The following is a 23268-nucleotide window of genomic DNA, read 5'->3' as shown; positions in this document are numbered from 1 at the left end:
GAATTCACGGTCCGTGTCACTGTTCGATCGACTGTGATCGACTTCCAAACGACGTTTGGCTACCGGTATACTCGTAGCCGATTCGACCGTGAACACCACGAAGCGAGAGCTGTCTCGCGATTTCTTCGAGATCCGATGGTCGAGCGAATCCGAACAGACCGTCGACGAACGGAGAGGCAATCGTCATTCCCCGACAGGTCGGTTCGTATTCGCTATCGATCGCCAGCGGATTGAGCCAGAGAACGGAATCAGCTCGTGTCGAAAGCCACGTTATCCCTCGTTCGAGCAGATCGAGTTCCCCGACCTCGAGGCCGTCGCTGATCACGAGCACGGCAGTTTCTCGGTCGACGGCATCCGGATAGTCGGTCCGAAGGGTCAAAATCGCCTCTCCGATCCGGGTCCCACCGCCCCACTCAGTTTCGGCGCGCTCGAGGGCTGCAATGGCACGATCGGACGACGGTTCGTCGAACTGCGCCGTCACCTCCCGGAGGCTGGTGTCAAAGAAGAATACTCGAACGGATCGCCAGTCGGCGTACAGCTGTCGAAGGACACGTAGCAAAAATCCGCGGTCGATACTGTCGAGGACCGACCGGCTCACGTCGGCGAGAACGACGGCGTTCGCCGCCGTCCGATCGTAGCTGCGTCGCTCAAACTCGAGGACGGTTCCACCGGTCCCGAAACTTCGTCGGAGGGTCCGACGGACGTTCAGTCTGTCTCCTGTCCGTGCGTCTTCGAAGCGTCGTCCCCGCTTCTGTCCCAGTAATCGACCGATTCGATTGAGTGGCTCGCGAACGTCCGTTTCGGGTATCGTAACGTCGTCGACGGTAACTGGTTCCGAGCGTCCTGTTCGCGTCGACAGGGCATGAAAGACGTATCCCACGTCCGGCTCGGTGTTCCGTTCGTCATCTCTGTCTGCGGGTGCGTTTGGTTCTACTACAGGTGACTGCGCGTGCTCAGTCCGCTCGATCGACTCCGCAGCATCGTCGTTCTCTCCAGCCTCCGAGTCTGATTTACCCGCTTGGGGCACTGCAAAGGGCTGGGTTGTGTTATTGGCGGCTAGCGATGTGATGTCGGTATCGCCTTCTGTGAGTCTGACCCAGAAGCGTGGAAAGAGCCGTTCGAACACGGAGATATCCGGGTATTGGCAGATGAGAGCAGTGCGGAGGGCGACACGGATGGTCGACTCATCGGGTTCGGGGAGTTCCGAAATGGCCTGAACAGCTGTTATGCTCGCCGTCGATGAAACGGCCACACCCTCGTCGCGGAGCGCATCGGCAAACCTCACGACCTCGCTAATAACGTGGTCGCGGACAGTCTCGAGTCCGCCGGATAACACCGGGTCGGTCACGCTTCGGCGTCCTCCGTCCGCTCTCGCGCATCTCGGCCCGCACGGACGAGGGTTTCGAGCAGGGCGTCGTCGATTCGAGATACGTCCTCGATCTCCTTCAGCAGACACGATAGCGTGCGGTCGATCAGTTGGGGAGAAAGCGCGGTGGTGGATTTCTCATCATCGGGTTCAGTACTGCCGGCCTCGGTCCCGAATCGAAGCTTGAGGAGTGCACAGGACCAGTCGAGCGTCTCCGCGATTCCGGGCTGTTTCAACAGCGGTTCCTCGCGCAACCGCTGGACGACACCGCAGATCTCCGCGGCCGTCGGCCCGTCCAATCCCGGTGCTTTTCGTTGGACGATTTCATGTTCTTTCTCGAACGACGGTGGATCTAGGTGGAGATACAAGCAACGCCGTTTGAGCGCGTCGCCCAGCCCTCGTGTTCGGTTCGATGTGAGGAGGACGATCGGCGGCACTGATGCTTCGACCGTTCCCAGTTCTGGCACCGTAACCTGAAACTCGGAGAGGAACTCGAGTAGCAGTGCTTCAAACTCCCGATCGGCACGGTCTATTTCGTCGATGAGGAGGACGGCTGGTTGCTCGTGATCGTCCGACAGCGCCCGGAGCAGCGGTCGTTCGAGCAAATATTCTTCGTCGAATACCGTGCTATCGTCGGTGACGCCGCGTTCACCGGCCTGCACCGAAAGCAACTGTTTCGTGTAGTTCCACTCGTAGAGAGTGTTCTCGGCCGCTAACCCCTCATAGCATTGTAGACGAATGAGTTCGGTCTCGAGTCCCGCCGCCAGGACCTTTCCTAACTCTGTCTTCCCGCTTCCGGGTTCTCCTTCGATGAGTAGCGGTTTCCCGAGCCGAAGTGCAAGCAGTACTGGAACGACGATATCGTCCGCCGCGACGTACTCCTGCTGATCGAAGAGCTCTCTGAGATCCGACTCGGTAAACGCCGCGAACGAGAGAGTGGTCGGCTCAGTCATCGCTCACCGCTATGGGAAGCCATCGTCGCGCCATGGTCGAACGACGGTCAATAATTCTCGCATCCATTCGGAGTCTGTCTCATCCGAAGTGCTCCAGACGCTAAACCTTCACTCGGAGAAAAATGTTGATAATCCGAATCAGTTGCCAAGTACTCGAGTCGGGACACATTTGGTAGTGCATCACACACAGACTGCTATGGATTACAGCCCGTCATACCGGAGCCATAGCATGAACATATGGACGGTGGTTATCTGAATTAGGCGAGAAAATCCCGTCCTTTAGGGTGGGGATGAATCGCCGCATCGGTAGATTCACGAGGATACAGTCTGTCTGTGATACCAACCGAGGCGGCCGTGCCGCCCACCCTAATGAGACAGTACCGGGGTTCCCCTCGGTTGGTCGAAGGTATTCCCCTCGGCGACCGCAGTGGGATACCGTCAATAAACAACCAAGTAACCCCGAGTCCTCTCCGGATAGAGGTAACGGCCGCGTGGCACGGCCCATATCACGACGGGATGCAAACCGTAAATCTCCCAACTCAGCAGGACCGATCCTGTGGGAAGCCTCGCCGTTCACGGCGGGGAGGATGTCACCCGAGGAAGCATCCCCTGCAACCGACTAAACCGGCAGGGAGGCCAGTATGGGTAACAACGGAATTCCAATCATTACACCGCTCTCAGGTAGTCAGCCGGCGACAAACCATCGGACGAATCAAACCGGCGATCAGGATCCAAGCGACGGATCCAACGAGATTGCTGGCGTTGTCCTCGCCGCCGGAACGAGTTCACGGTTCGGTGCGGCGAACAAACTCTTAGCCGACCTCGAGGGACAACCGATCGTCGCTCACGCCGTCGAGACGATGGTTGCGAGCGAGGTCGATCCGATAATCGTCGTCGTCGGACACGACGCTGACCGAGTTGCAGACGCACTCGCGGAGAAGCCGATCACACTCGTTCAAAATGACGAGTACGCTCGCGGCCAGGCCACGTCAGTCTGTGTCGGAATCAATGCACTCGAGACGTCTGACGTGGCTGCGGCGGTGTTTGCACTCGGAGATATGCCGTTCGTTAGCCCAGAAACCGTCGATACTCTCGTCGCGACATATCGAACAGGACCCGAGACAGCGCTTGCGGCGGCATACGACGGCTCTCGCGGGAATCCAGTGCTGTTCGATAGGTGCCACTTCGAACGACTTGCCGACGTCTCAGGAGACACTGGTGGATGTGCGGTATTGCTCGAAGGGGACCGATCAGCTCTCGTTGCGACCGACGATCCAGGTGTCGTCCGTGACATCGATACTCCTGCTGACCTCCCCTGAGAAACAGATACTGAGAAATAGAGCTGTGCGAAATATTTTGCAACATTGACCGTTGAAAACTAATATTTTTGTTGCAAATCTATTTACCTCGATATGGTGTGTGTGGAGTGTAGGCATCTAACACGAACGTTGGAAACAATACACATGAATGAGTAAAACACATACTGCGAGGATTATGAATGTCAGAATGCAATATATCGATAATAGTTAACGGTGAACAACACGAGCTGACCGTCGAGCCGCGAACGTTGCTCGTATCGGCACTTCGAGATGAACTCGGCTATACCGGGGCGAACGTCGGCTGTGAAACGGGACGATGCGGTGCCTGTACCGTCAGAGAGAATAGTAAAACGATCAAGTCCTGTACTCGCCTGGCCGTCCAGGCCGACGGATCGGAGATCGAAACGGTCGAGGGGATCGCCGACAACGGCGATCTCACGACCCTACAAGAGCAGTTTCAGGAACAACACGGACTCCAGTGTGGCTACTGTACACCGGGGATGCTCATGACCGCCGACACGTTCCTCCGTGAGAACGACGATCCAACCCGTGAGGAAATTCGAGAGGCGATCGAGGGGAACCTCTGTCGGTGTACCGGCTACCAGAACATTGTGGATGCCATCGAGGCCACAGCTGACCAGTTGGGTGGACAACGATGAGCGACGCGGATACGAATGAAGCGACGGAGTCAGCTACCGAACCCGACGGGGACGGCAGCGGTGGCACTTTTGGCTCTGCCATCAAACGCGGCGAGGACGTTCCACTGCTAACCGGTGACGGGGAGTACACCGACGATATCTCCCTTCGTGGAATGACTCATCTGGCTATTTGCCGGTCCGATCACGCCCACGCACGAATCGAGAGTATAGATACCAGCGACGCAGCGGCTATGGACGGCGTTATCGCGGTGTACACCGGCGAAGACGTCGTCGAAAGCGGCGTTCCGAATACGATTCCGACCGCGTGGGACCTTCCCGGTCTCGTCCAACCACAGTATCGCATGCTCGCCACGGACAAAGTCCGTTACGAGGGAACGGGTATCGCCGCCGTCATCGCGGAGACGCCGCACGCGGCCCACGACGCACTCGAGCGGATCACGGTCGAGTACGAGCCACTCGAGCACGTCACCGATCCGGTCGAGGCCGTCGAACGCGACGTGCCCCCGGTTCACGACGAGGCAGCAGACAACGTCGCCTTCGACTTCGAACTCGGCGAGGTGGACGCTACCGACGAGGCGTTCGCCGACGCCGACCGGGTTGCGAGCGTTGATCTCCGACAGCCACGAATCATTCCGAACGCGATGGAACCGCGTGCGGCCCTCGCAGACTGGGAGAATGCAACCGGAAAACTTCGTCTCTGGATGACGAGTCAGAACCCCCATCTCCACCGAATGCTGCTCTCAGCGGGCACACTGGGGCTTCCGGAGAACAAGATTCAGGTAATCGCTCCTGAAGTCGGCGGCGGCTTCGGAAGCAAGATCTACCACTATCCGGATGAGGCCGTGACGGCTTGGTGTTCGATGCAACTCGGTCGACCGGTGAAATGGCAGGCGACGCGTTCGGAGAGTTATCTGACCGACTGCCACGGCCGAGATCACGTGACGACCGGCGAGATCGCTCTGGACGACGACGGAACGATCCGTGGAGTTCGAGTCGAAACGCACGCTGGCCTCGGCGCACAGCTCTCGCAGTTCGGCACGGCGACACCGTCGTACCTCTACACTACGGTCCTCTCCGGCCAGTACACCATCCCGGCGATTCACTGTCGTGTCATCGGCGCGTTTACGAACACGACACCCGTCGACGCCTATCGCGGTGCGGGTCGGGCCGAGGGGATCTACGTGATCGAGCGACTCGTTGACGTCGGTGCACGGGAACTTGGGATAGATCCGGCCGAACTGCGCCGGCGCAATCTCGTCCCACCCGACGAGTTCCCCTACGAATCGGCGGCGGCGCTCGTCTACGACAGCGGCGAGTACGAACGTGCGATGGATCTGGCGCTCGATCACATCGACTACGACGAACTACGCGAACGCCAACGCGAGCTTCGAGACGAAGATCGGTACATCGGAATCGGGATCGGTAACTTCGTCGAATCCGCGGGGCTCTCGCCGTCCGGACTCGCCGGAGATCTCGGCGCACAGGCCGGCGGCTGGGAGAGTTCGATCGTCCGCTTCGATTCGACGGGATCGGTAACAGTCCTCGCTGGAACCGCCGACCAGGGACAGGGACATCGAACGACCTACGCCCAGATCGCGGCCGAGGAACTGGGACTCTCCGTTGACGACGTCGACGTCGTCGAAGGCGACACCGATAGGATTCCGCAGGGGATGGGGACCTACGGCAGCCGAAGCGCCTCGGTCGGCGGCGGCTCCATCGCTCGCGGTGCTCGCGAAGTTCGGGAGAAAGCTCGTCGGATCGCCGCCCACCAGCTCGAGACGAGCGTAGACGACCTTGAGTTCGAGGACGGTGAGTTCCGCGTCACCGGCGCGCCGGATCGATCGCTTCACATTCAGACGATTGCACACGAGGCATACCTCGGTCACGACCTGCCTGAGGGAATGGATCCCGGTCTCGAGGAAACTAACTTCTACGACCCGGAGAACTTCACCTACCCTTTCGGAACCCACGTCGCGGTCGTCGAAGTCGATCCCGAAACGGGCGAAATCGAGATCGAACGCTACATTGCGGTGGACGACTGCGGCGAGATCATTAACCCGATGATCGTCGAGGGACAGGTCCACGGCGGAATCGCACAGGGGATCGGGGCCGCGCTCTATGAGGGAGCGGTTTACGACGACAATGGACACCTTCAGACTCGTCGAATGGATGAGTACGCCGTCCCCCACTCGACGCAACTACCGGAATTCAAGACGGACAACACGGTAACGCCGAGTCCGCACAACCCGATCGGGGTGAAAGGCGTCGGCGAGTCGGCTACCATTGCGGCGACACCAACGATGGTGTCGGCTGTCGTGGACGCGCTCGAGCCGTTCGGCGTCGACCACCTCGACATGCCTCTCACACCGGAGTCGGTCTGGCGGGCCACGGAGGGTGATCAGTAATGTACACGAACGACTTCGAGTACTACCGAGCAGATAGCGTCGACGACGCACTCACACTGCTCAGTGACCACGCTGGTGCTGAACTGGTCGCCGGCGCACACGGGCTGTTACCGCGAATGAAGACGGGGGACGAATCGCCGCCAGCGCTCGTCGATATCGGCCAACTGCGTGGGCTCGATATGATCGAAGAGGATGACGATGGAACTGACCTCTCGATCGGCGCACTCGCTACACACGCCGAAATTGCCGACTCCGAGACTGTCCGTCAGCGTGCGAGCGTACTCGCCGACGCTGCGGCCGAGTTGGGTGACCCACAGGTTCGAAACGGTGGGACGATCGGCGGCAATCTCGCCCACGGCGATGCGCGTTCAGATCCGCCGGCCGCCTTGCTCGCGCTCGACGGTTCGCTCGAGGTTCGCGGGTTAGATGACAAGCGAACGATCGACGCGACCGACCTTTTCGAGGGGCCGTTCGAGACGGCGGTCGCTGATGACGAGATCGTCACTGGCATTCGGATACCGACCATCGACGATGCAGTAAGCGGCTACCGCAAACGTCGAGATCCGCTCTCGGGCTACGCATTGGTCGGTGTCGGCGTCTGGCTTCGAACCGATGGTGAGACGATCGAGGAGGCTCGAGTCGCCGTCACCGGTGCGACGACGACTCCCGCGAGACTGCCGGCTGTCGAGGACGAGCTCGAGGGGGAAGCGATTACCGAGGATACGATCACCGCGGCATCGGCCAAAGCCGGTATAACAGTCGACGACGGAGCGTTCGTTTCGGACGTGCAGGCGAGCGCCGAGTACCGCGAGCACTTGTTGACGATCGACACCGAGCGTGCGCTGTATGACGTCATAGATATCAGTCAGTGAACTACTTCGGGGCTAAGTGGTTCGAGCCGCCTTCGGTGTCTCGTCATCCCGTTGAGATCACTCCCCTCGGACCAGACAGATAAATCAGTATTATAGTAATCATTATGTAAAGTATGACTTTCTACGACCGGCATGACGAGCTCAATGACGATTGGCTGCTCGTCGATATTGACGACCTTGGAACTCTTCTGTAAGACATCTCGAAACCGATTCACTCCGGCGCCCACCGAACGTCCGACAGCGTTCGCTGAACTGCCTCTTGGCCGACCGCAGAAGCAAGCTCTTCGAAGCCCTGGCGCACCGTCCGATTCTCAGCATTAGCTACCAACCGAGAGACGATGAACTCTGGCGTCGACCGACCGAGTGTTCCAAATCGGGGCTGATAATCCACCTGCAATTCCAAATCGGGTGTAAGCCCCTCCGCGAAGATACCATCGATCCGCGTGGCTGCTGGCAACGGGGCGAGATCCTCTGCGAGGTGGGTCACGTATACTCCTAGTGCGTCCCGTTCGACCGTCAAGCCAACAAGGCCGTTCAGTAGATCGGCAGCACGACCGGGTTCGGTGATCGCTTCGAACTCATCGACAAGCATCAGCGTCCGCCCATCTTTGACCAGTGGGGGCACAACCGACTGGAGTGTTGACTCCAATACCCCCGCGTTGAACGATGCATGTCGCCGGTGAAAGACGATATGATCGAACGAACCGACATGGGCGTCGTCGGCGGGTACTGGTAGTCCCATCGATGCGAGAATTACAATCGTACACAGCGTCTCCAAGAGGGTTGTCTTTCCCCCGGAGTTCGCCCCCGTCAACACCGCGACCCGATCGTCTGTCGGTGGCTGGACCGACTCTGATGCCGGCATCTCGTGAGCTCCAATCGCGTATGTAATCGGCTGGACATCACCCGACAAGAATAGATTCCGTGCGTTTCGCACGGCCAATCCGTCGCCACCGAGCTCGGGGCGCCGGAGATCGTATTCGGCAGCAAATCGACCCAGTGAGAGGGCAAACGCGATATCCGAAACCGCCTCAACAGCGGTTGTGACATCGTTCTCAGCGGTGTCGATAGTTGATTGGAGTTGACTCGCTACTGCCTTCTCACGGGACTCAACGTCGGCCTCAAGCTTTGCCCCCAGATTCCGGAGCGTTCCAGAGACGAAATCAGCGGTGTCGACTGCATCCTTGATGGCCGCAGTTCGGATCGTGCCGTGGTCAATATCGGTCTCGTTGGCTATGTAATCGATAACGGCGCTTTGAAACTCCTCGATATCACGTGTACCGGCCGCTCGGATCGATTCGATGATATCCAGCGCGGATCCCTCCTCATTTCTGAGTGCTACAAGTTGGGCGCGGAGACGATCGAGCTCCGTGTCCGCTCCCTCAAGAACTTCGACCCCGGTATCGGTTTCACGGAAATAGCCAAGCGCACCAGCGGCATCCTGAAGCTCAGCGACGTCCAGATCAGCAAGCACGTCGAATGCATCTCCCAGTCCTGCCTCCTGTAACGCTACTGCTGTCTCGACCGCTGCGCGATCTGTCCCGTTGGCCGCATCATAGGTCGTGAACGACTCTTGGATCTGCTCACGAGCTGATTGATCGAGTGATTCCCAGGTATCGCGTGCAGCAAGTATTTCGTCGAGCCGATCCGTAGCTGCCGTTGGATCGGTCAACGGCGTCAGCACACGAATTCTGTCGGCAGCCCCATCGGTAACGGCGTACTCCGCAGCAAGCGATAATAGGTCATCATAGACTGAGCGTGCATCACTAGAAACGAGGGTAGCTAACCCTGCGTTGCCGTGGGCTCGGCGGAGAATCTGTGTAGCCCGCCCACGAGACACACCGGCCGCAACGAGAGTGCCGACCTCGCCTGCTTCGATGGCTGTAATCGCGCGCTCGACACCTATAGTGTCCGCCAACAGAGTTCGCGTTTTGGGTCCGATACCCCAATAATCCTCGAGACGCATGCTCACACGTAACCGGGGTAACTGTTTGATGTTTTCGTGCCGCTCTAATTCTTATATCCAGTCGTCGTCAACACGTCAGGAGAGCTTTGACGCCTCTCGGGTGCTTATACCGCTTCACTCCTTTACCACTACTGCCCCTTCAGAAAGAGTCTGGCTCTCGATTATCTTCGATTCCGGGTGCTGGCGGTGTTCGATCGCTGTACCCTTCGCGGCCGATCGCCTTCTTATTCACTAACCCGATAATGGCCTGTCGGACGTCCGCGGATGAATCAAACTGTTCGTTCTGAAGTGGCTCAAGCACGTTTCGCAACGATTGAGAACCATTTGGAAGCAGTAGAGTCTCATCACCATACGTATCGATCAACTCCGTACAAGCTGCTGGGTACTCTACTGTGGTGAGGTCCTCTGCAAGAGTCCCGAACTCGATTCCCTGTTCTCGTGTTCGATCCGTCCGTTCTGGTGGGGTCATCGTATTTAACATGATTATTCATACAGACACGGAAAACGCTTGGCATCCTACACCTATATGAAATTAAGGTCATACAAGGAGTTACCCTGCTCAATCCTCCGCCAAAGCAACCACGATACCAGTACAGAAAATCTATAATTTCTGGTAATAACAGATACGCTGTAGACGGTGTCTCTGACAAGATTGTAGTTCCTGCAGGATGGCTACCGGACTACACCTAAATGAGCGAAGAGACGGACTGAGTACCCGTTTCGATCCGTTTTAGAATTGAGATTCCGAGGTCACCTCGAACCTGAAGCGGTTTCTCGGTCAAAACACCACAGTTCGACCACTCACGCATATCCGCCATCGCGCGCGGATTCGTTCTGAGAAATCACAAGTTTTCTCATATCACATGAAGCATATGTATATCGAATCGTCCGCGAATCCACCTGGGCGATGTTATCGTGCAGCTTACACTAAGTTCAGGTTTTTTACCGCCGCGAACCATCTCTCCCTATGAATACGTTCGTCGTTATCGGCGGTGATGCTGCTGGCATGTCGGCCGCAAGTAAAGCAAAACGGGACGACCCGGATCTCGACGTCATCGTCTTCGAGCAGGGCAAGTGGGTCTCGTACGGTGCATGTGGCTTACCGTACTACATCAAAGGTGAGATTCAATCATTGGAGAATCTGGTCTCTGTGACACCAGAAGAGTTTCGCGAGGAGCGAGATATCGACCTGCGAACCGGTCACAAAGTAATCGACATTGATCCCGACGAACGAGTAGTGACCGCTCGCAGTGCCGACGGCGAGACCGTTCAGGACTACGACTCTGTTCTTATCGCAACCGGAGCTGAAGCCGTCACGCCATCCATTGACGGACTCGATCGCGAAGGAGTCTACACGCTCGGGTCGATGTCGGATGGAAAGGAGCTCCGCGAGTACGTCGGCCGGGCGCGATCTGAAGGGGAACTACAACAGCCCGATCGGGGACCCGCCTGCCAGTTCCTCGAAACATGCAATGGACCCGTCGGAATCGTCGGTGGCGGCTATATCGGCGTTGAGATGGCCGAAGCGCTCGCGGCGAACGACTTTGAGGTATATCTCTTTCAGCGTGGAAACCACATCCTCAAGACGTTCAGCGAAGCGACGAGCGAAACCGTCGTCGAACACCTCCGCGAACAGGGCGTAGCGGTCTACCTCAATGCACAGGTCGAAGTGCTTGACGGTGAGGATGCGGTCGAAGCGGTTGTGACAACCGATGACTGCGTGCCGGTCGAGATGGTCCTCGTCGGAACAGGCGTCCGTCCTCGAACGGGGCTAGCGGAGGCTGCTGGGATCACGCTCGGAGAAACCGGTGCCATCGCGACCGACTCATATCGGGAGACGAATCTGGCGGATGTGTACGCGGCAGGAGATTGTGCGGAGGCCGAACACGTCGTCACCGGCGAACCGGCCTATGTCCCGCTGGCGTTGACCGCGAATCGACACGGACGTGCGGTCGGCCAGACAATCGCTGGGACTCCGACTGAAGGCGGCGGTGTCGCGGGGACGGCCGCAGTCAAGGCCTTCGACATCGAGGCAGCTCGAACTGGCATCATCGACCATGATGAGGCTCAGAAAGCCGGATTCGATCCGATTACGGAGACGATCGACGCAAACTCTCGGGCTGGCTACTACCCCGAAGGCGGGACGGTTCGGGTAACCCTCACCGCTGATCGCGACTCCGGACGCGTCTTAGGTGGGAGCCTCGTATCAGAATACGGTGAAGGAGCCGTCCATCGAAGTCATGCGCTCGTTGCCGCCGTGACCGAAGGGGTAACCGTCGACGAGTTCTCCGACTACGACCTCGCCTATGCGCCGCCATTTAACACGACCTGGGATCCCGTGCTGACCGCAGCGAAGGTGCTCGGTGGTCGTCTCAACTAGCTTAGCTAGCTGTAGCCAGGGTATAGTCACTTTAGAAGGACTCACAATCTCTCTCTCTACTGCAGAATTGTAGGAGCCCTGGACCGAGTTACGGACATGGGCTTTCTGAGGATGACCTCAGCCTTGACTATCAACGGGTCTCCATCGGCCTTTAGGTGGCATCAATCCTTCTTGACAGCTATCTTGAGATTCTCCTGACCTTCAGCTTCTAGTGAGGATCGATATCGGAGTGATGACCGCGAATTGCCGTCTTCAACGGCACGATATCAGCAACCATATCTCTTAAAAATAATCATTCGTGTGGGTATCGAACGAGTTAATAATTCATCTCGAAAAAATTGTTAAGAAGAGCGTAAATAGGGGTCTCCTTTAGCAGCTAGTTTAATAAAACTGGATAGCCTAGTTCCTGGTAATGACTTCGTCTCATCGGGATTCACAGAACTCTGGCGATGAATCCCGCTCGCACAACCACGACGAGCCTCCAAATGAGGGGTCAGGTGGAATGTCGATAGACCAAGGTGACGTTGCCCAGTTTACTGTCCCCGAGATGGATTGTCCCTCATGTGCAGGAAAAGTTGAAAACAGCGTCCAGAAACTGGACGGTATCAACGATGTCGATTCACAGGTAACGTCCGGAACACTAACTGTCTCATACGACAGCAATCAGACGACGGTATCCGAGATCACCGGTCGCATCGAGAAAGCAGGCTATCGTGTTGAAACAACCGGCGAAGAAACGACGAAGTTCGAGGTCCCCGAGATGGACTGTCCCTCATGTGCGGGCAAGATCGAAAATGCACTTGACGGGCTTGCTGGCATCTCGACATTCGACACGCAGCCAACTACTAGCAAGGTGACGGTCACGTATCATCCGAGTACAATCACTCCGACAGATATCACCGCTGCCATCGAGAGTGCTGGCTATGAGGTCACCGAAACTACCGCTAGAAATACTAAGGGTGGTGACCGCAACGACTCTCAGGACAATATCTGGACGAGCCCTCGTGCACTCAAAACATGGGTTAGTGGCGTCTTTGTCGCGTTTGGTCTTCTCCTTGAATTCTTCTTGGCCACTCAGAATGCGCAGGTAGCGAGTATTGTCGGTCGCGAGCTATTCATTGCAGATATCACGTTCCTCATCGCCATTGCTATTGGCGGCCAAGAAATCATCCGGAACGGGTACTACTCAGCGCGGAACCTGAATCTTGACATCGATTTCCTGATGTCGATTGCTATCCTCGGCGCACTGGTCGCGAGCCTGGCGTTTGGGGAAGCGCTCTACTTCGAGGCTGCCACGCTTGCGTTCCTTTTCAGTATCGCCGAGCTCCTCGAGCGATACTCGATGGACCGCGCACGTAACTCATTGCGCGAACTAATGGATCTCTCACCGGACGAGGCCACAGTCAAGCAGGACGGTGACGAAGTGACGGTTCCGGTTGACGAAATCACAGTAGGCGATATTGTGATCGTGAAGCCCGGGGAGAAGATTCCGATGGATGGAGAGGTCATGGACGGAGAGAGTGCGGTCAATCAGGCGCCGATCACTGGCGAATCGGTCCCTATTGACAAGACTGTCGGTGACGAGGTATATGCGGGGACAATCAACGAGGGAGGTTATCTCGAAGTGGAGGTCACCTCTGAAGCAGGCGATAACACTCTCTCTCGTATCGTCGAAATGGTCGAAGACGCCCAATCGAACAAGACCGAGCGTGAGCAGTTCGTCGAACGCTTCTCGGCGTACTATACGCCAGTTGTCGTCGCGTTCGCCGTCCTTGTCACACTAGGCAGTCCTGCTCTACTCGGGACGACCTGGCCAACGGCCGTCGTCTATGGACTCACTTTGCTCGTACTGGCCTGTCCATGTGCGTTCGTGATTTCGACGCCCGTCTCGGTCGTCTCTGGAATCACGAGTGCTGCGAAGAATGGTGTGCTGATCAAGGGTGGCAACTATCTCGAAGCGATGGGCGAAGTTGACGCCGTCGCATTTGACAAGACGGGGACGTTCACAAAGGGAGAACTCACTGTCACCGATGTCATCCCGTTGAATAACAATTCCGAAGAGGGTGTTCTTCGGTGCGCACGGGGGCTCGAACGACGCAGCGAGCACCCGATTGGTGAGGCAATCGTCGCCCATGCAGAGCAACAGCAGATCGCAGAGCGTGACATCGACGACTTCGAAAGTATCACTGGCAAAGGTGTCCGTGCTGACCTTGATGGGACGCCCCACTTCGCGGGCAAGCCAGGTCTGTTCGAAGACCTCGGATTCGAACTCTCGCACGTCCACGCGACGACGGACGGTGGCGTCGTCACGCAGACCGCACGCCAGCTGTGTGAACGAAACAATTGTCTTGACCTTCTTGAAGATACGGTTCCACAGCTTCAAGCAGAGGGGAAGACCGTCGTTCTAGTTGGCACTGAAGACGAACTCGAAGGCGTCATCGGTGTTGCCGACGAGATTCGGCCTGAAGCCACGGCGACAGTCGCCCGACTCAAGGAACTCGGCGTGAAGCAGACCGTTATGCTCACCGGCGACAACGAACGGACCGCCCGCGCGATTGCCGAACAAGTTGGTGTTGATGAGTATCAAGCGGAACTGCTGCCCGAGGACAAAGTTGCGGTAATTGACGAACTTGTCGCGGAGCATGAGGGTGTGGCAATGGTTGGTGACGGCATCAACGACGCACCTGCTCTCGCGTCGGCAACTGTTGGCGTTGTGATGGGGGCCGCAGGAACTGACACGGCCCTTGAAACAGCGGATATTGCACTCATGGCTGACGATCTGTCGAAGCTCCCCTATCTGTACGAACTCGCGAACGACGCCAATAGCGTCATTCGACAGAATATCTATGCCAGTCTCGGTATCAAAGCTGCGCTGGCGCTCGGGGTGCCCTTCGGCTATGTACCGATCTGGCTGGCCGTGCTCGCTGGCGATGCCGGGATGACGACTGCTGTGACGGGCAATGCAATGCGACTGTCTCGTATTACGTCCGATGATACTGAGAACGATACTATCGACGTCTAACTTATATATTGGATTTTATCGAGAAATATCAGACGGTGTTCGTTCTCATCGCTCCATCAGCGTCAGAAGTAACCCCCGCTATCTATGGGCGAGCTTTCGCATAACGCCAGCGCCGCACGCCTATTGAGAGCCCGCCTCTAGCATCCCTTGTCCTGAGTGTAGTCGACCAACATAGCCACGCCGTCGAATCGTTCGCCAGCCACGGAACGGGCACGACCGTCTCACTCGCGACACACCGCATTTCCGATGACTGAAACCACGACCACGACGAGTACCCTTCGGACGTGCGTGATTACACCGAGAAGGCACCTGCTGGCCTCGTGCTCGACAACCAGATGATCACGAAGGCTCTCACCGCGTCTGAAGGATCGAAGCCACACACGCAAACTGTGGCTCGTGTCATGGACTTCCTCGAGAAGTTAGGGAAGGACGACGTCGAACAGACCAAGCGTCGCGGGAAGAAGCTCGTCGTCATTGACGAAGAGGCAGCCGACCGGTATCACGATCGTTGTGATCGGGATCTCGAGCAACCCCCTACAGAGGGCGTGATGTCCTAACATCGGGACAACAACATAGTCCGCGAGAGCGAACTACGACTGCAAGACCGTACTAGTAACAACTCCGAACAAACCTAGTTAAGTACAGTAGTAGTGTAGGTAGTAGAAACGATTTTGCTGGCTCTACCTTCGAACGCATATCACACCACGGTATGATCAGACCACTATTCCCGACCGTTCGAACTTCCTATCGGCCCTAATACTTTCGTTAGAGAGAAGAGCCATGTCGATCAATCCGCTCGGCAATGTGAGCCTCCTCGTATTCGCTCCCGAGACGTACGACGACAACGACCTGAACGTCCGCGTGTTTGCCGACTGTGGAGGCGTTCCGGAAGATCCTGCGACTGGCTCCTCGAACGGGTGTCTTGCCGCCTACCTCGTCCGAGAAGACTATTTCAAGTCAGATGAGATCGAGGTGACTGTCGAATAAGGATACGAGATGAATCGTGCTTCACTGCTTCGCCTCCGAGCATCCCACTCAACAGATGGTATCGATGTCGAAGTCGGCGGGCACGTACTGCCGGTTTTGAGTGGGCAGCTCCAATGATTCACGCCTATCGGGACAGTTCTACTGACACTCCCTTCATGCTCTCCCAACAGAAAGCATACAGTAGTACCCTCTGTAACAGCAGTTGATGGCAGATCTCATCATTCAGGCGGCGGTCAAAGAGACGCTCGATGATCAGAACGTCGCGTCGGATTTCTACGACTCACTCGACGAGGAAGTCGAAGAATTACTCGAGGATGCAGCCCAACGAGCCACAGACAACGATCGCAAGACCGTTCAGCCCCGCGACCTCTAAGTCCGACGATTCTCTAGCGAAGTAGTGTAGACGAACTCCCACTGTAGCTCCGTTTTCGTAGATTTTCTACTGGAAACGACCCAAGCAGCCTTTCGGAGCGAAGTCTCACTCGTAATTGTACCTCCCACCTCGATATAATGGTCAGACAGTGCCTTGTGCAACATCGTTGCTCTCTAGGAGGGACTGTTGGACAAGAATCGATATATCAGCTCCTTCATCAGCACCACAGCTGACGGCTCCAATACAGAGTCCTGCTAATGCCCTGAGGCCGGTTCCCGTCAACAGCCCGCTGATACCACTCCCACTCAGTGGGGCTGTGATACACCAGTTATCGAACGGTATCCCAATCTATACGGATGCATTCGCCGTCGACTTCGGTATGAGTCCAACTGTGCTCGAACTGCAGAACGCGATTCGTACAGCTGTCGGTCGCTTTGAGCGCGAGGTGAGTGCGTCGTTCACCAAGGAGGAACTCGTTGCTATCGCGGATGAGGTGGGCTTTGCTGTCGACAAGAAATCACGGCCATCAACGACAACGATGCGAGCGGGCATCCGGGTGAAGACGGGACTGAGTGAGTCTCAAGAGGCCGCTAGCGGTGAGCCGTTTCTCAAAGACGAGTTGCAAGCGATAGCCGACGAACTTGGCGTACAAGTGGAGTAACGGAGTAGAGAGCGTGCAACTGGATCGAAGAATCTGTTGGGAGTACGTTGATGTTAGTGAGTTCGCCCAGTAGTTCAGACACGAGGGACCAGGAGATGACAAGGAGTACAGCTAGAAGCGCGCTAGGCGGCCGATCGCCACGTTCACAGACCTCATGAAGGGTCATCTCTACGTCACACAGAAGGATCATCGGAAGGACGGTATCTCGTATAAGGAATGTCGGATCGTCCTTCCTGAGGAATCTGAGATTCCCGATGAGACACCGTTTGAGACGAACGCCCCGGAGACAGCTGACGTCGGTAGTAAGTAACGTTCCCGGACCCTAATCCCTCTGGGAACTGGCTAGACATCTAACAAAAATCAACCCAAACCTCACAAACGTGGTTATTCATACGGTACAATTACTAGTGGGTACATTCCGTGAACGGCTGGTGACGGCGCTACCCAGAGACCCGATTAGGAGGTTCCACTCTTGACAATAGCTATCCATGGAGAGCGTATCTTAAACTGGTTCCCTACTCATAGAGTCTCCGTAGGAGTGGACGGACGCCAACAAGCAGAGGAGGATATTCGAGTGAGTGTAGCAAAGCACCGTCTGAAAACAGCGTCGCACAACAATCGTCTCAGTCCCCGTTTCGAACGCAATCGAATCCTTTGTAATAGTAGTGTAGGAACTATTATTTATGACTATTATCGATTGTTGTATACATGCCGCGTGATTCAGGCAGTATGGAGAAGGCAGGAGCAGACAGGGACGCGCGAGAAATCACAGCACTCGGCCGCCGGGGTTTTTTAGGTGGAGTTACCGGATTGATGGCTGCCGCAGCGTACACGGTAGGTGTACCTGAGGCTGTGTCCGGACAGATAGCGAACGACGAGGACGACAATGTACAGACAGTCGCGTCGCCTGATGGGAGCATTGAAGTAACGGTTGACCTTGCCGATGGGCAGCCGACGTATACGGTGACGTTCGACGGGACGACCTACGTCGACGTGTCATCGCTCGGGTTCGACTTCCAGAACCAGTCGACATTCGGTGTGGCGGCCGACGGGTCCTACGGTGCCGCAGTTACTGTTACGGGCAGTGAGAGTGGCGTAGAGTCGGAGCGATGGGACCCCGTCTGGGACCAGTACGACAGCGTCGCTGAGGAATTTAACTACCTGCGTCTTGGCCTCGAAGAAACGGCGAGTCCGAACCGATCGGTGAACCTCGAACTCCGCGTGTTCGACGATGGCCTCGGCTTTCGATTCGCGTTCGACGACGATTTCGCCGCCAACAGCGATAAGACCGTCATTACGTCTGAGAACACGCAGTTCAACTTCGCGGATGATTACACGGCGTGGTGGATTCGAAATGAGTTCGTCAACCCCCGTTTCGAACAAGAGTACAAGGAGACCGATCTCAGCGGCGTCTCCGCTGGGACGCGGTCGATTCGGCCGAACGAAAACACGATTCGAAACGGCGCACACACGCCATTCACTGTCAAGGCCGGTGAAGATGCCTATCTGAGCGTCCACGAGGCTGACCTCACAGACTACGCGACCATGTCGCTCGCACCACAGTCCGACGATGGCGGGACCGACTTCACCGCCGAACTTGCTCCCTTACCCGACGGGACAAAGGTCGTCACCGAAGCGCCGACCGTAACGCCGTGGCGGACAATACAGGTAACGCAGACGCCCGGAGAGCTCGCAGAGTCATCACTGATTCCGCTGCTCAACGACGAACTCGATGAGTCGGTTCTCCCGACCGTCGCCGGCGAGCCCGACACGAGTTGGATTACGCCGCGAAAGTACGTCGGCATCTGGTGGACGATGATCGCCGGCAACGCCCAATGGGAATACAAACCCGACGCCGAGATCGAAGCCAACGGGAATGACCCAGCCGCGTACATCCACGGCGCACGCACCGAGCGGATGAAACGCTACATGTCCTTCGCCAGCCAGAACGGCATCGACAGTGTCCTCGTCGAGGGATGGAACGAAGGGTGGGACAGCTACCCTGGCTCCGGAGCGACGATGGATTTCGATCAATCCTACCCCGACTTCAGTTTGGCCGAGGTCACGGACTATGGCCAGTTGCTTGACCCAGCAGTAGAGATGACCGCACACAACGAGACGGGCGGGAACCTCGGCAACTACGAGGAGCAGATTCTCGGTGACGATACCTTCCAGTATTACGAGGACAACGACATTCGCACGATCAAGAACGGCTACGTCTCCGACGCAGGTCTGATTCACGAAAGTCCCGACAATTCGCCGACCATCAATCATCACTGTCAGATCGCGGTTAACCACCACGAACTGGTCGCCCGTGAAGCGGCGGGCAACCGACAGTTACTCGAACGGCACGAGGCCGATAAACCGACCGGCAAGCGTCGGACCTACCCAAATTTGGCGGCTACAGAGACGGTGAAAGCACAGGAATTCGACGGTTTCAATGCCCTTGCGTCCGACCTCGGTCCCGACCATCATGTCGAATTGCCGTTCACGCGGATGCTGGCCGGCCCAACGAGCTTTCAGCCCGGCATTTTCGACATCACATTCAACGACGACACTGGCGGCCAAATTCAGACGACACTCGCGAAGCAACTCGCCATGTACCCGACTTACAACGCCGGGATACAGATGGCCGCCGACCGCATCGAGGCGTACATCAACCCCGAACTGGGGGTTGGCGAACTCGTCCAAGCGGCGGCCGGTAATCTCGATGGGATGATAACGGCCGATAACTGGCGGAACGCCTTCGGCACCAACTACGTCGCGGTCGATCCGAGTCGCGTCCCGCCCGGTGCTTCGGTATCGTTCACGGTTACGGATGTCCCCACCGACGGAACGTACGACCTCCACCTGCGCTACGCGAGCGATGCCGAGCAGAACGCGAGTCGTGTAATCGAGGCCGGAGAGACCAGAGCAACCCTTCGAGTGAACGACTCGACGGACTCCATCGAACTTCCCTTTACGGAGTACTGGGACGACTGGCAGGTGTTCACTACCGCTGTCGAGCTTACGGAAGGCGAGAACACCGTCGCCGTTGAACTACACTACGATGACTCCGACGGCACCTTTACCGGCGATGTCGGTGGGTTCAACCTCAACACGATCGCCGTCACCGAGCAGGGTGACATGTCACCGATTCCGAGCGAGTACGCCGACTATACGCCCGAAAACGAGAACTTCAAGACGGAACCCGAGTTCGACTTCCTCAAAGCGATTCCAGCCGGCGGCTGGGACGATACAAGCGTTCTGGACGCCGTGATCGGTGAGTATACCGTTACGGCGCGTAAATCCGGCGAGGAGTGGTTCGTCGGCACGATGACCGGCGAGCGCGGGCGTGCGCTCGACGTCCCCCTCGATTTCCTCGCGCCAGGCCGAGGGAACGAGCACGCGAACGAAAACGGCACGCCCGCGAATAGCTCGAACGTCCCGCGAGGGCCGAAATACGTTGCAGAGATGTACAGCGACGGTATCGACGCGTCACTTGCCGGCGAGCCGACAGACGTTCGAATCGACGAGGCCATCGTCGATCCAAGCACGACACTGCTGGCGTCGGCCGTGGCCAGTGGCGGGCAGGCGATTCGTCTCCGGAAGGCCCGCGGCCGCGAACGCGCCGAACTTCTTGAATACGAGCGACCCGAACAGGAGTACGACGCCATCTCCCTCCCGGAACAGACCTACGTGACTTTCCCCTTCGACGTGAAGATAACCGGCTCTCACACCGGTCAGTTCATCGGCGGCGAGGAGTTGAACGTCTACGCTGACGGCGAGCAGGTAGACACTGTCCTCGTTCGGTTCTCGGAGACACAAGAGACGGATAGCTTCAGTCTCACCTTCGACGAAGCTGGCGAGTACGATATCACCGTCGGTCGGACACTCGAAGACACTCTCCCCGCACAGACTATTAGTATCGAGGATCCCTATACCGCCGAGCTCCCAGAGCAGTATTCGACGTTCGCGTCGGCACCTGCCGAGTTCGGCCGCATCGACGACCGACTCCTTATCAACGCCGCCGGCGAGGACATCGAGACCTACGCCGACGAGTACGGAACCATTTACGTGGACGACGGACTCGGCGAGAGCGGCACGGTCACGGCAGAGATTCTTGACCAAGAAAACACCGATCCGTACGCTAAGGTGGGTATTATCGTGCGAAACGACATCACCGGTGCCAGCGAATCCCCTGGTTACCTGTTGATAGCGACCTCACCGCTGCTCGGGCCGTTCATGCACGTCGATACCGACGCGAGTGGCCGCGTGGATCAGTTCATCGGTTCGGAGGTGTCCTACAGCTTCCCGACGCACCTTCGACTCGAAAAGGAGGGTACGACGTTCACGGGACTAGCGAGCGTCGACGGCGGGTCAACGTTCACCGAGATCGGCACCGTCGACGTCTCATCGGCGGCCAAGGTACAGGATGCCGGGATGTTCGCCCTCTCACACAACGTGGGCGAGAAGAGCAGAGTGGCATTCGGCGACTTTGAAATCACGGAGTGACTCACGACAGCGATCCTCCAAAACACGATAGAGAACGCAGATCAAGCCCACAGTCGACTCGATGACGTGGAAGTGGCCGACCGCTATCACGATCGTTGTGATCGGGATATCGAGTAACCCCCCGCAGAGAGTGTGATGTCCTAACAACGGGGCAACAAGAAGGCGCATGGTTCGAACCAACCACCCCACGCCCTTCTCTCCTAGTCACAACTCCGAACAACCGTACCTTGGGTTGGTAGTAGTGGAGATGGTAGAAACGGTTTTGGTGGTTCTGCCTTCGCGAGTGTATCACACCATGGTGAGATCAATCAGACGATGCCTTGTGCAATAGCGTGGTTCTCCAGAAGGCAAAGTGTTGCACAAGGCTCTCCAACCCCCTTCCCAATAATAATCAATTGAAACCTGGTATAATCGCAGAAATTTCAGATACTCTTGTCACTTTCTGATGAAAAAGTAGTGGAAAGTAAGACCACTCTTTATATTCAATTGACACGTAGTGGTCGTATGCGACTTGTCCAAGTGCTTATCCCCGACGGTGATCGAATGGACGTTCTCGCGGTACTCGACGACGAACGAATGGATTATGCGGTCTCTGAAGAAACTGGCCGCGGAGAGTTTGAAGCGGTAGTTTCCTTCCCAATCCCTGATGCTGGTGTTGAACCCGTACTTGAAAAACTGTATGCTGCAGGCATCAAGGAACACTCCTATACGATTGTTCTACCGACCGAGACAGTCGTCTCCGAGCAAATAGAGACCCTCAAAAACCGATACCGGGGACATCGTATTGCACGCGACGAACTTATCGCACATACCGAAGATCTTGCCCCTGCGACCTCAACGTTCTTTATTTTCCTTATTGTAAGCACGCTCATTGCTACGACGGGACTGCTCCTCGACTCGGCGGCAACTATTATTGGCGCAATGGTTATTGCCCCGTTGATGGGACCCGCTATCTCGGCCAGTGTTGGAGCAGTTCTAGCGGACCCGGATATGACCTCTCGTGGTGTGACACTACAGGTGACTGGGTTGCTCGCTGCAGTCCTCACAGCTGCCAGCCTCGGGGTACTGTTAAATGAGACTGCCCTGTTACCACCGGTTGATATCCGCACGATTCCACAGGTCCTTGAACGGACTTCGCCGAATTTCCTCTCGCTGTTTCTCGCTCTCGGATCAGGTGTTGCTGGTGCCGTGAGTATCATCCGTGGGGCAGGATCGGCACTTGTGGGAGTTGCCATTGCGGTCGCACTGATTCCCCCTGCTGCCACGTCTGGTCTCGGTCTTGCTTGGGGCTATCCTGGGGTCGTTCTCACTGCTGGCGTTCTTGTGCTGGTGAACCTGCTTGCGATCAATCTCTCGGCGCTCATTCTCTTGTGGATCGCTGGCTACCGTCCCGAAACAAGTGAGCACACAGGACGGGCATGGCAGGGAGTCCGCGTCCGTATCGTGATTCTCATTTGTAGTCTCCTTCTCCTCTCGGTTGTCCTTGGAACTATTACTTGGGCATCCTTCGCAGTTGGAACTGTTGAGACAAGCGCCAATGCTGAAATCGAAGCGATGTTCGATAGCGGTCAATTCGATGACTTACGATTCGAATCAGCGACAGTCAACTACGATATCGATGATGTTCTCCTCGGAAACCCTGCCGAAGTAACCGTTGTCGTCGCACATGGGCCGAACGCTCAGATCCCACCAGATGTCGCTCAGCGTATCGATGACCGCCTGACGAGTGAAACAGGAGAAGACGTCACTGTCGACGTTGAATTCGTTCGGGGACAGAGTTCAACCTAACCAATTATCTCTATCGTTATTCG

At 56.8% G+C, this 23268-nt stretch carries 16 protein-coding genes; 12 read left to right on the top strand and 4 right to left on the bottom strand.

Features of this window, described 5'->3' with window-relative positions; translation table 11 throughout:
- Nucleotides 1-16 precede the first annotated feature (16 nt).
- Nucleotides 17-1348: a VWA domain-containing protein gene (locus HAPAU_RS15160; RefSeq protein ID WP_066384482.1), complete on the bottom strand. Its 1332-nt coding sequence runs from the start codon at nucleotides 1346-1348 to the stop codon at nucleotides 17-19.
- Nucleotides 1345-2319, bottom strand: a complete 975-nt coding sequence (locus HAPAU_RS15155) for an AAA family ATPase (protein WP_066384479.1) — start codon at nucleotides 2317-2319, stop codon at nucleotides 1345-1347. Before HAPAU_RS15155 ends, HAPAU_RS15160 begins: the two co-directional genes overlap by 4 nt.
- Nucleotides 2320-2960: 641 nt before the next feature.
- Here HAPAU_RS15155 and HAPAU_RS15150 point away from each other — a divergent pair.
- The 4 genes from HAPAU_RS15150 (at nucleotide 2961) to HAPAU_RS15135 (ending at nucleotide 7574) form a co-directional block, all read left to right on the top strand.
- A complete protein-coding gene (locus tag HAPAU_RS15150; protein ID WP_084383781.1) occupies nucleotides 2961-3638 on the top strand; it encodes a nucleotidyltransferase family protein in 678 nt (225 codons plus the stop codon).
- Nucleotides 3639-3817: 179 nt separating this feature from the next.
- Nucleotides 3818-4297, top strand: coding sequence for a (2Fe-2S)-binding protein (locus HAPAU_RS15145; RefSeq protein ID WP_066384477.1), 480 nt, complete (start codon nucleotides 3818-3820; stop codon nucleotides 4295-4297).
- Nucleotides 4294-6702 carry a xanthine dehydrogenase family protein molybdopterin-binding subunit gene (locus HAPAU_RS15140; protein WP_066384475.1) on the top strand — a complete coding sequence of 803 codons (2409 nt, stop codon included), beginning with the start codon at nucleotides 4294-4296 and terminating at the stop codon, nucleotides 6700-6702. Before HAPAU_RS15145 ends, HAPAU_RS15140 begins: the two co-directional genes overlap by 4 nt.
- Nucleotides 6702-7574, top strand: coding sequence for an FAD binding domain-containing protein (locus tag HAPAU_RS15135; protein WP_066384473.1), 873 nt, complete (start codon nucleotides 6702-6704; stop codon nucleotides 7572-7574). Before HAPAU_RS15140 ends, HAPAU_RS15135 begins: the two co-directional genes overlap by 1 nt.
- A 211-nt stretch (nucleotides 7575-7785) precedes the next feature.
- On the opposite strand, the gene HAPAU_RS15130 is transcribed toward HAPAU_RS15135, so the two are convergent.
- Both HAPAU_RS15130 and HAPAU_RS21810 read right to left on the bottom strand, forming a co-directional pair.
- Nucleotides 7786-9540: a MutS-related protein gene (locus HAPAU_RS15130; RefSeq protein WP_066384466.1), complete on the bottom strand. Its 1755-nt coding sequence runs from the start codon at nucleotides 9538-9540 to the stop codon at nucleotides 7786-7788.
- A gap of 139 nt (nucleotides 9541-9679) precedes the next feature.
- Nucleotides 9680-10009 carry a DUF5789 family protein gene (locus tag HAPAU_RS21810; RefSeq protein ID WP_084383805.1) on the bottom strand — a complete coding sequence of 110 codons (330 nt, stop codon included), beginning with the start codon at nucleotides 10007-10009 and terminating at the stop codon, nucleotides 9680-9682.
- 498 nt (nucleotides 10010-10507) lie between these two features.
- Between HAPAU_RS21810 and HAPAU_RS15125 the strand changes: the two genes are divergently transcribed.
- The 8 genes from HAPAU_RS15125 (at nucleotide 10508) to HAPAU_RS15090 (ending at nucleotide 23245) form a co-directional block, all read left to right on the top strand.
- Complete coding sequence (locus tag HAPAU_RS15125; protein WP_066384464.1) at nucleotides 10508-11920, top strand: FAD-dependent oxidoreductase; 1413 nt, start codon at nucleotides 10508-10510, stop codon at nucleotides 11918-11920.
- Nucleotides 11921-12332: 412 nt separating this feature from the next.
- On the top strand, nucleotides 12333-14942 hold the full coding sequence (locus tag HAPAU_RS15120; RefSeq protein ID WP_066384461.1) for a heavy metal translocating P-type ATPase: 2610 nt from the start codon (nucleotides 12333-12335) through the stop codon (nucleotides 14940-14942).
- A 284-nt stretch (nucleotides 14943-15226) separates the two neighbouring features.
- Nucleotides 15227-15499 carry a hypothetical protein gene (locus tag HAPAU_RS15115; RefSeq protein ID WP_066384459.1) on the top strand — a complete coding sequence of 91 codons (273 nt, stop codon included), beginning with the start codon at nucleotides 15227-15229 and terminating at the stop codon, nucleotides 15497-15499.
- Between the two features lie 247 nt (nucleotides 15500-15746).
- Nucleotides 15747-15929, top strand: a complete 183-nt coding sequence (locus HAPAU_RS22380) for a PhzF family phenazine biosynthesis protein (protein WP_245634162.1) — start codon at nucleotides 15747-15749, stop codon at nucleotides 15927-15929.
- 205 nt (nucleotides 15930-16134) lie between these two features.
- Complete coding sequence (locus HAPAU_RS15105; RefSeq protein ID WP_066384457.1) at nucleotides 16135-16302, top strand: DUF1931 family protein; 168 nt, start codon at nucleotides 16135-16137, stop codon at nucleotides 16300-16302.
- Between the two features lie 379 nt (nucleotides 16303-16681).
- Nucleotides 16682-16963 (top strand): hypothetical protein, encoded by a 282-nt coding sequence (locus HAPAU_RS15100; RefSeq protein WP_066384455.1) that lies wholly within the window; start codon nucleotides 16682-16684, stop codon nucleotides 16961-16963.
- 813 nt (nucleotides 16964-17776) lie between these two features.
- Nucleotides 17777-21457 (top strand): glycoside hydrolase family 97 catalytic domain-containing protein, encoded by a 3681-nt coding sequence (locus tag HAPAU_RS15095; protein WP_368085893.1) that lies wholly within the window; start codon nucleotides 17777-17779, stop codon nucleotides 21455-21457.
- 504 nt (nucleotides 21458-21961) lie between these two features.
- Complete coding sequence (locus tag HAPAU_RS15090) at nucleotides 21962-23245, top strand: TIGR00341 family protein (protein ID WP_066384450.1); 1284 nt, start codon at nucleotides 21962-21964, stop codon at nucleotides 23243-23245.
- Nucleotides 23246-23268 lie beyond the last annotated feature (23 nt).

The organism is Halalkalicoccus paucihalophilus, assembly GCF_001593955.1.
Classification (GTDB): Archaea; Halobacteriota; Halobacteria; order Halobacteriales; family Halalkalicoccaceae; genus Halalkalicoccus; species Halalkalicoccus paucihalophilus.
The sequence above is the reverse complement of the archived record's forward strand: the minus strand, read 5'-3'. Positions and strand labels throughout refer to the sequence as shown.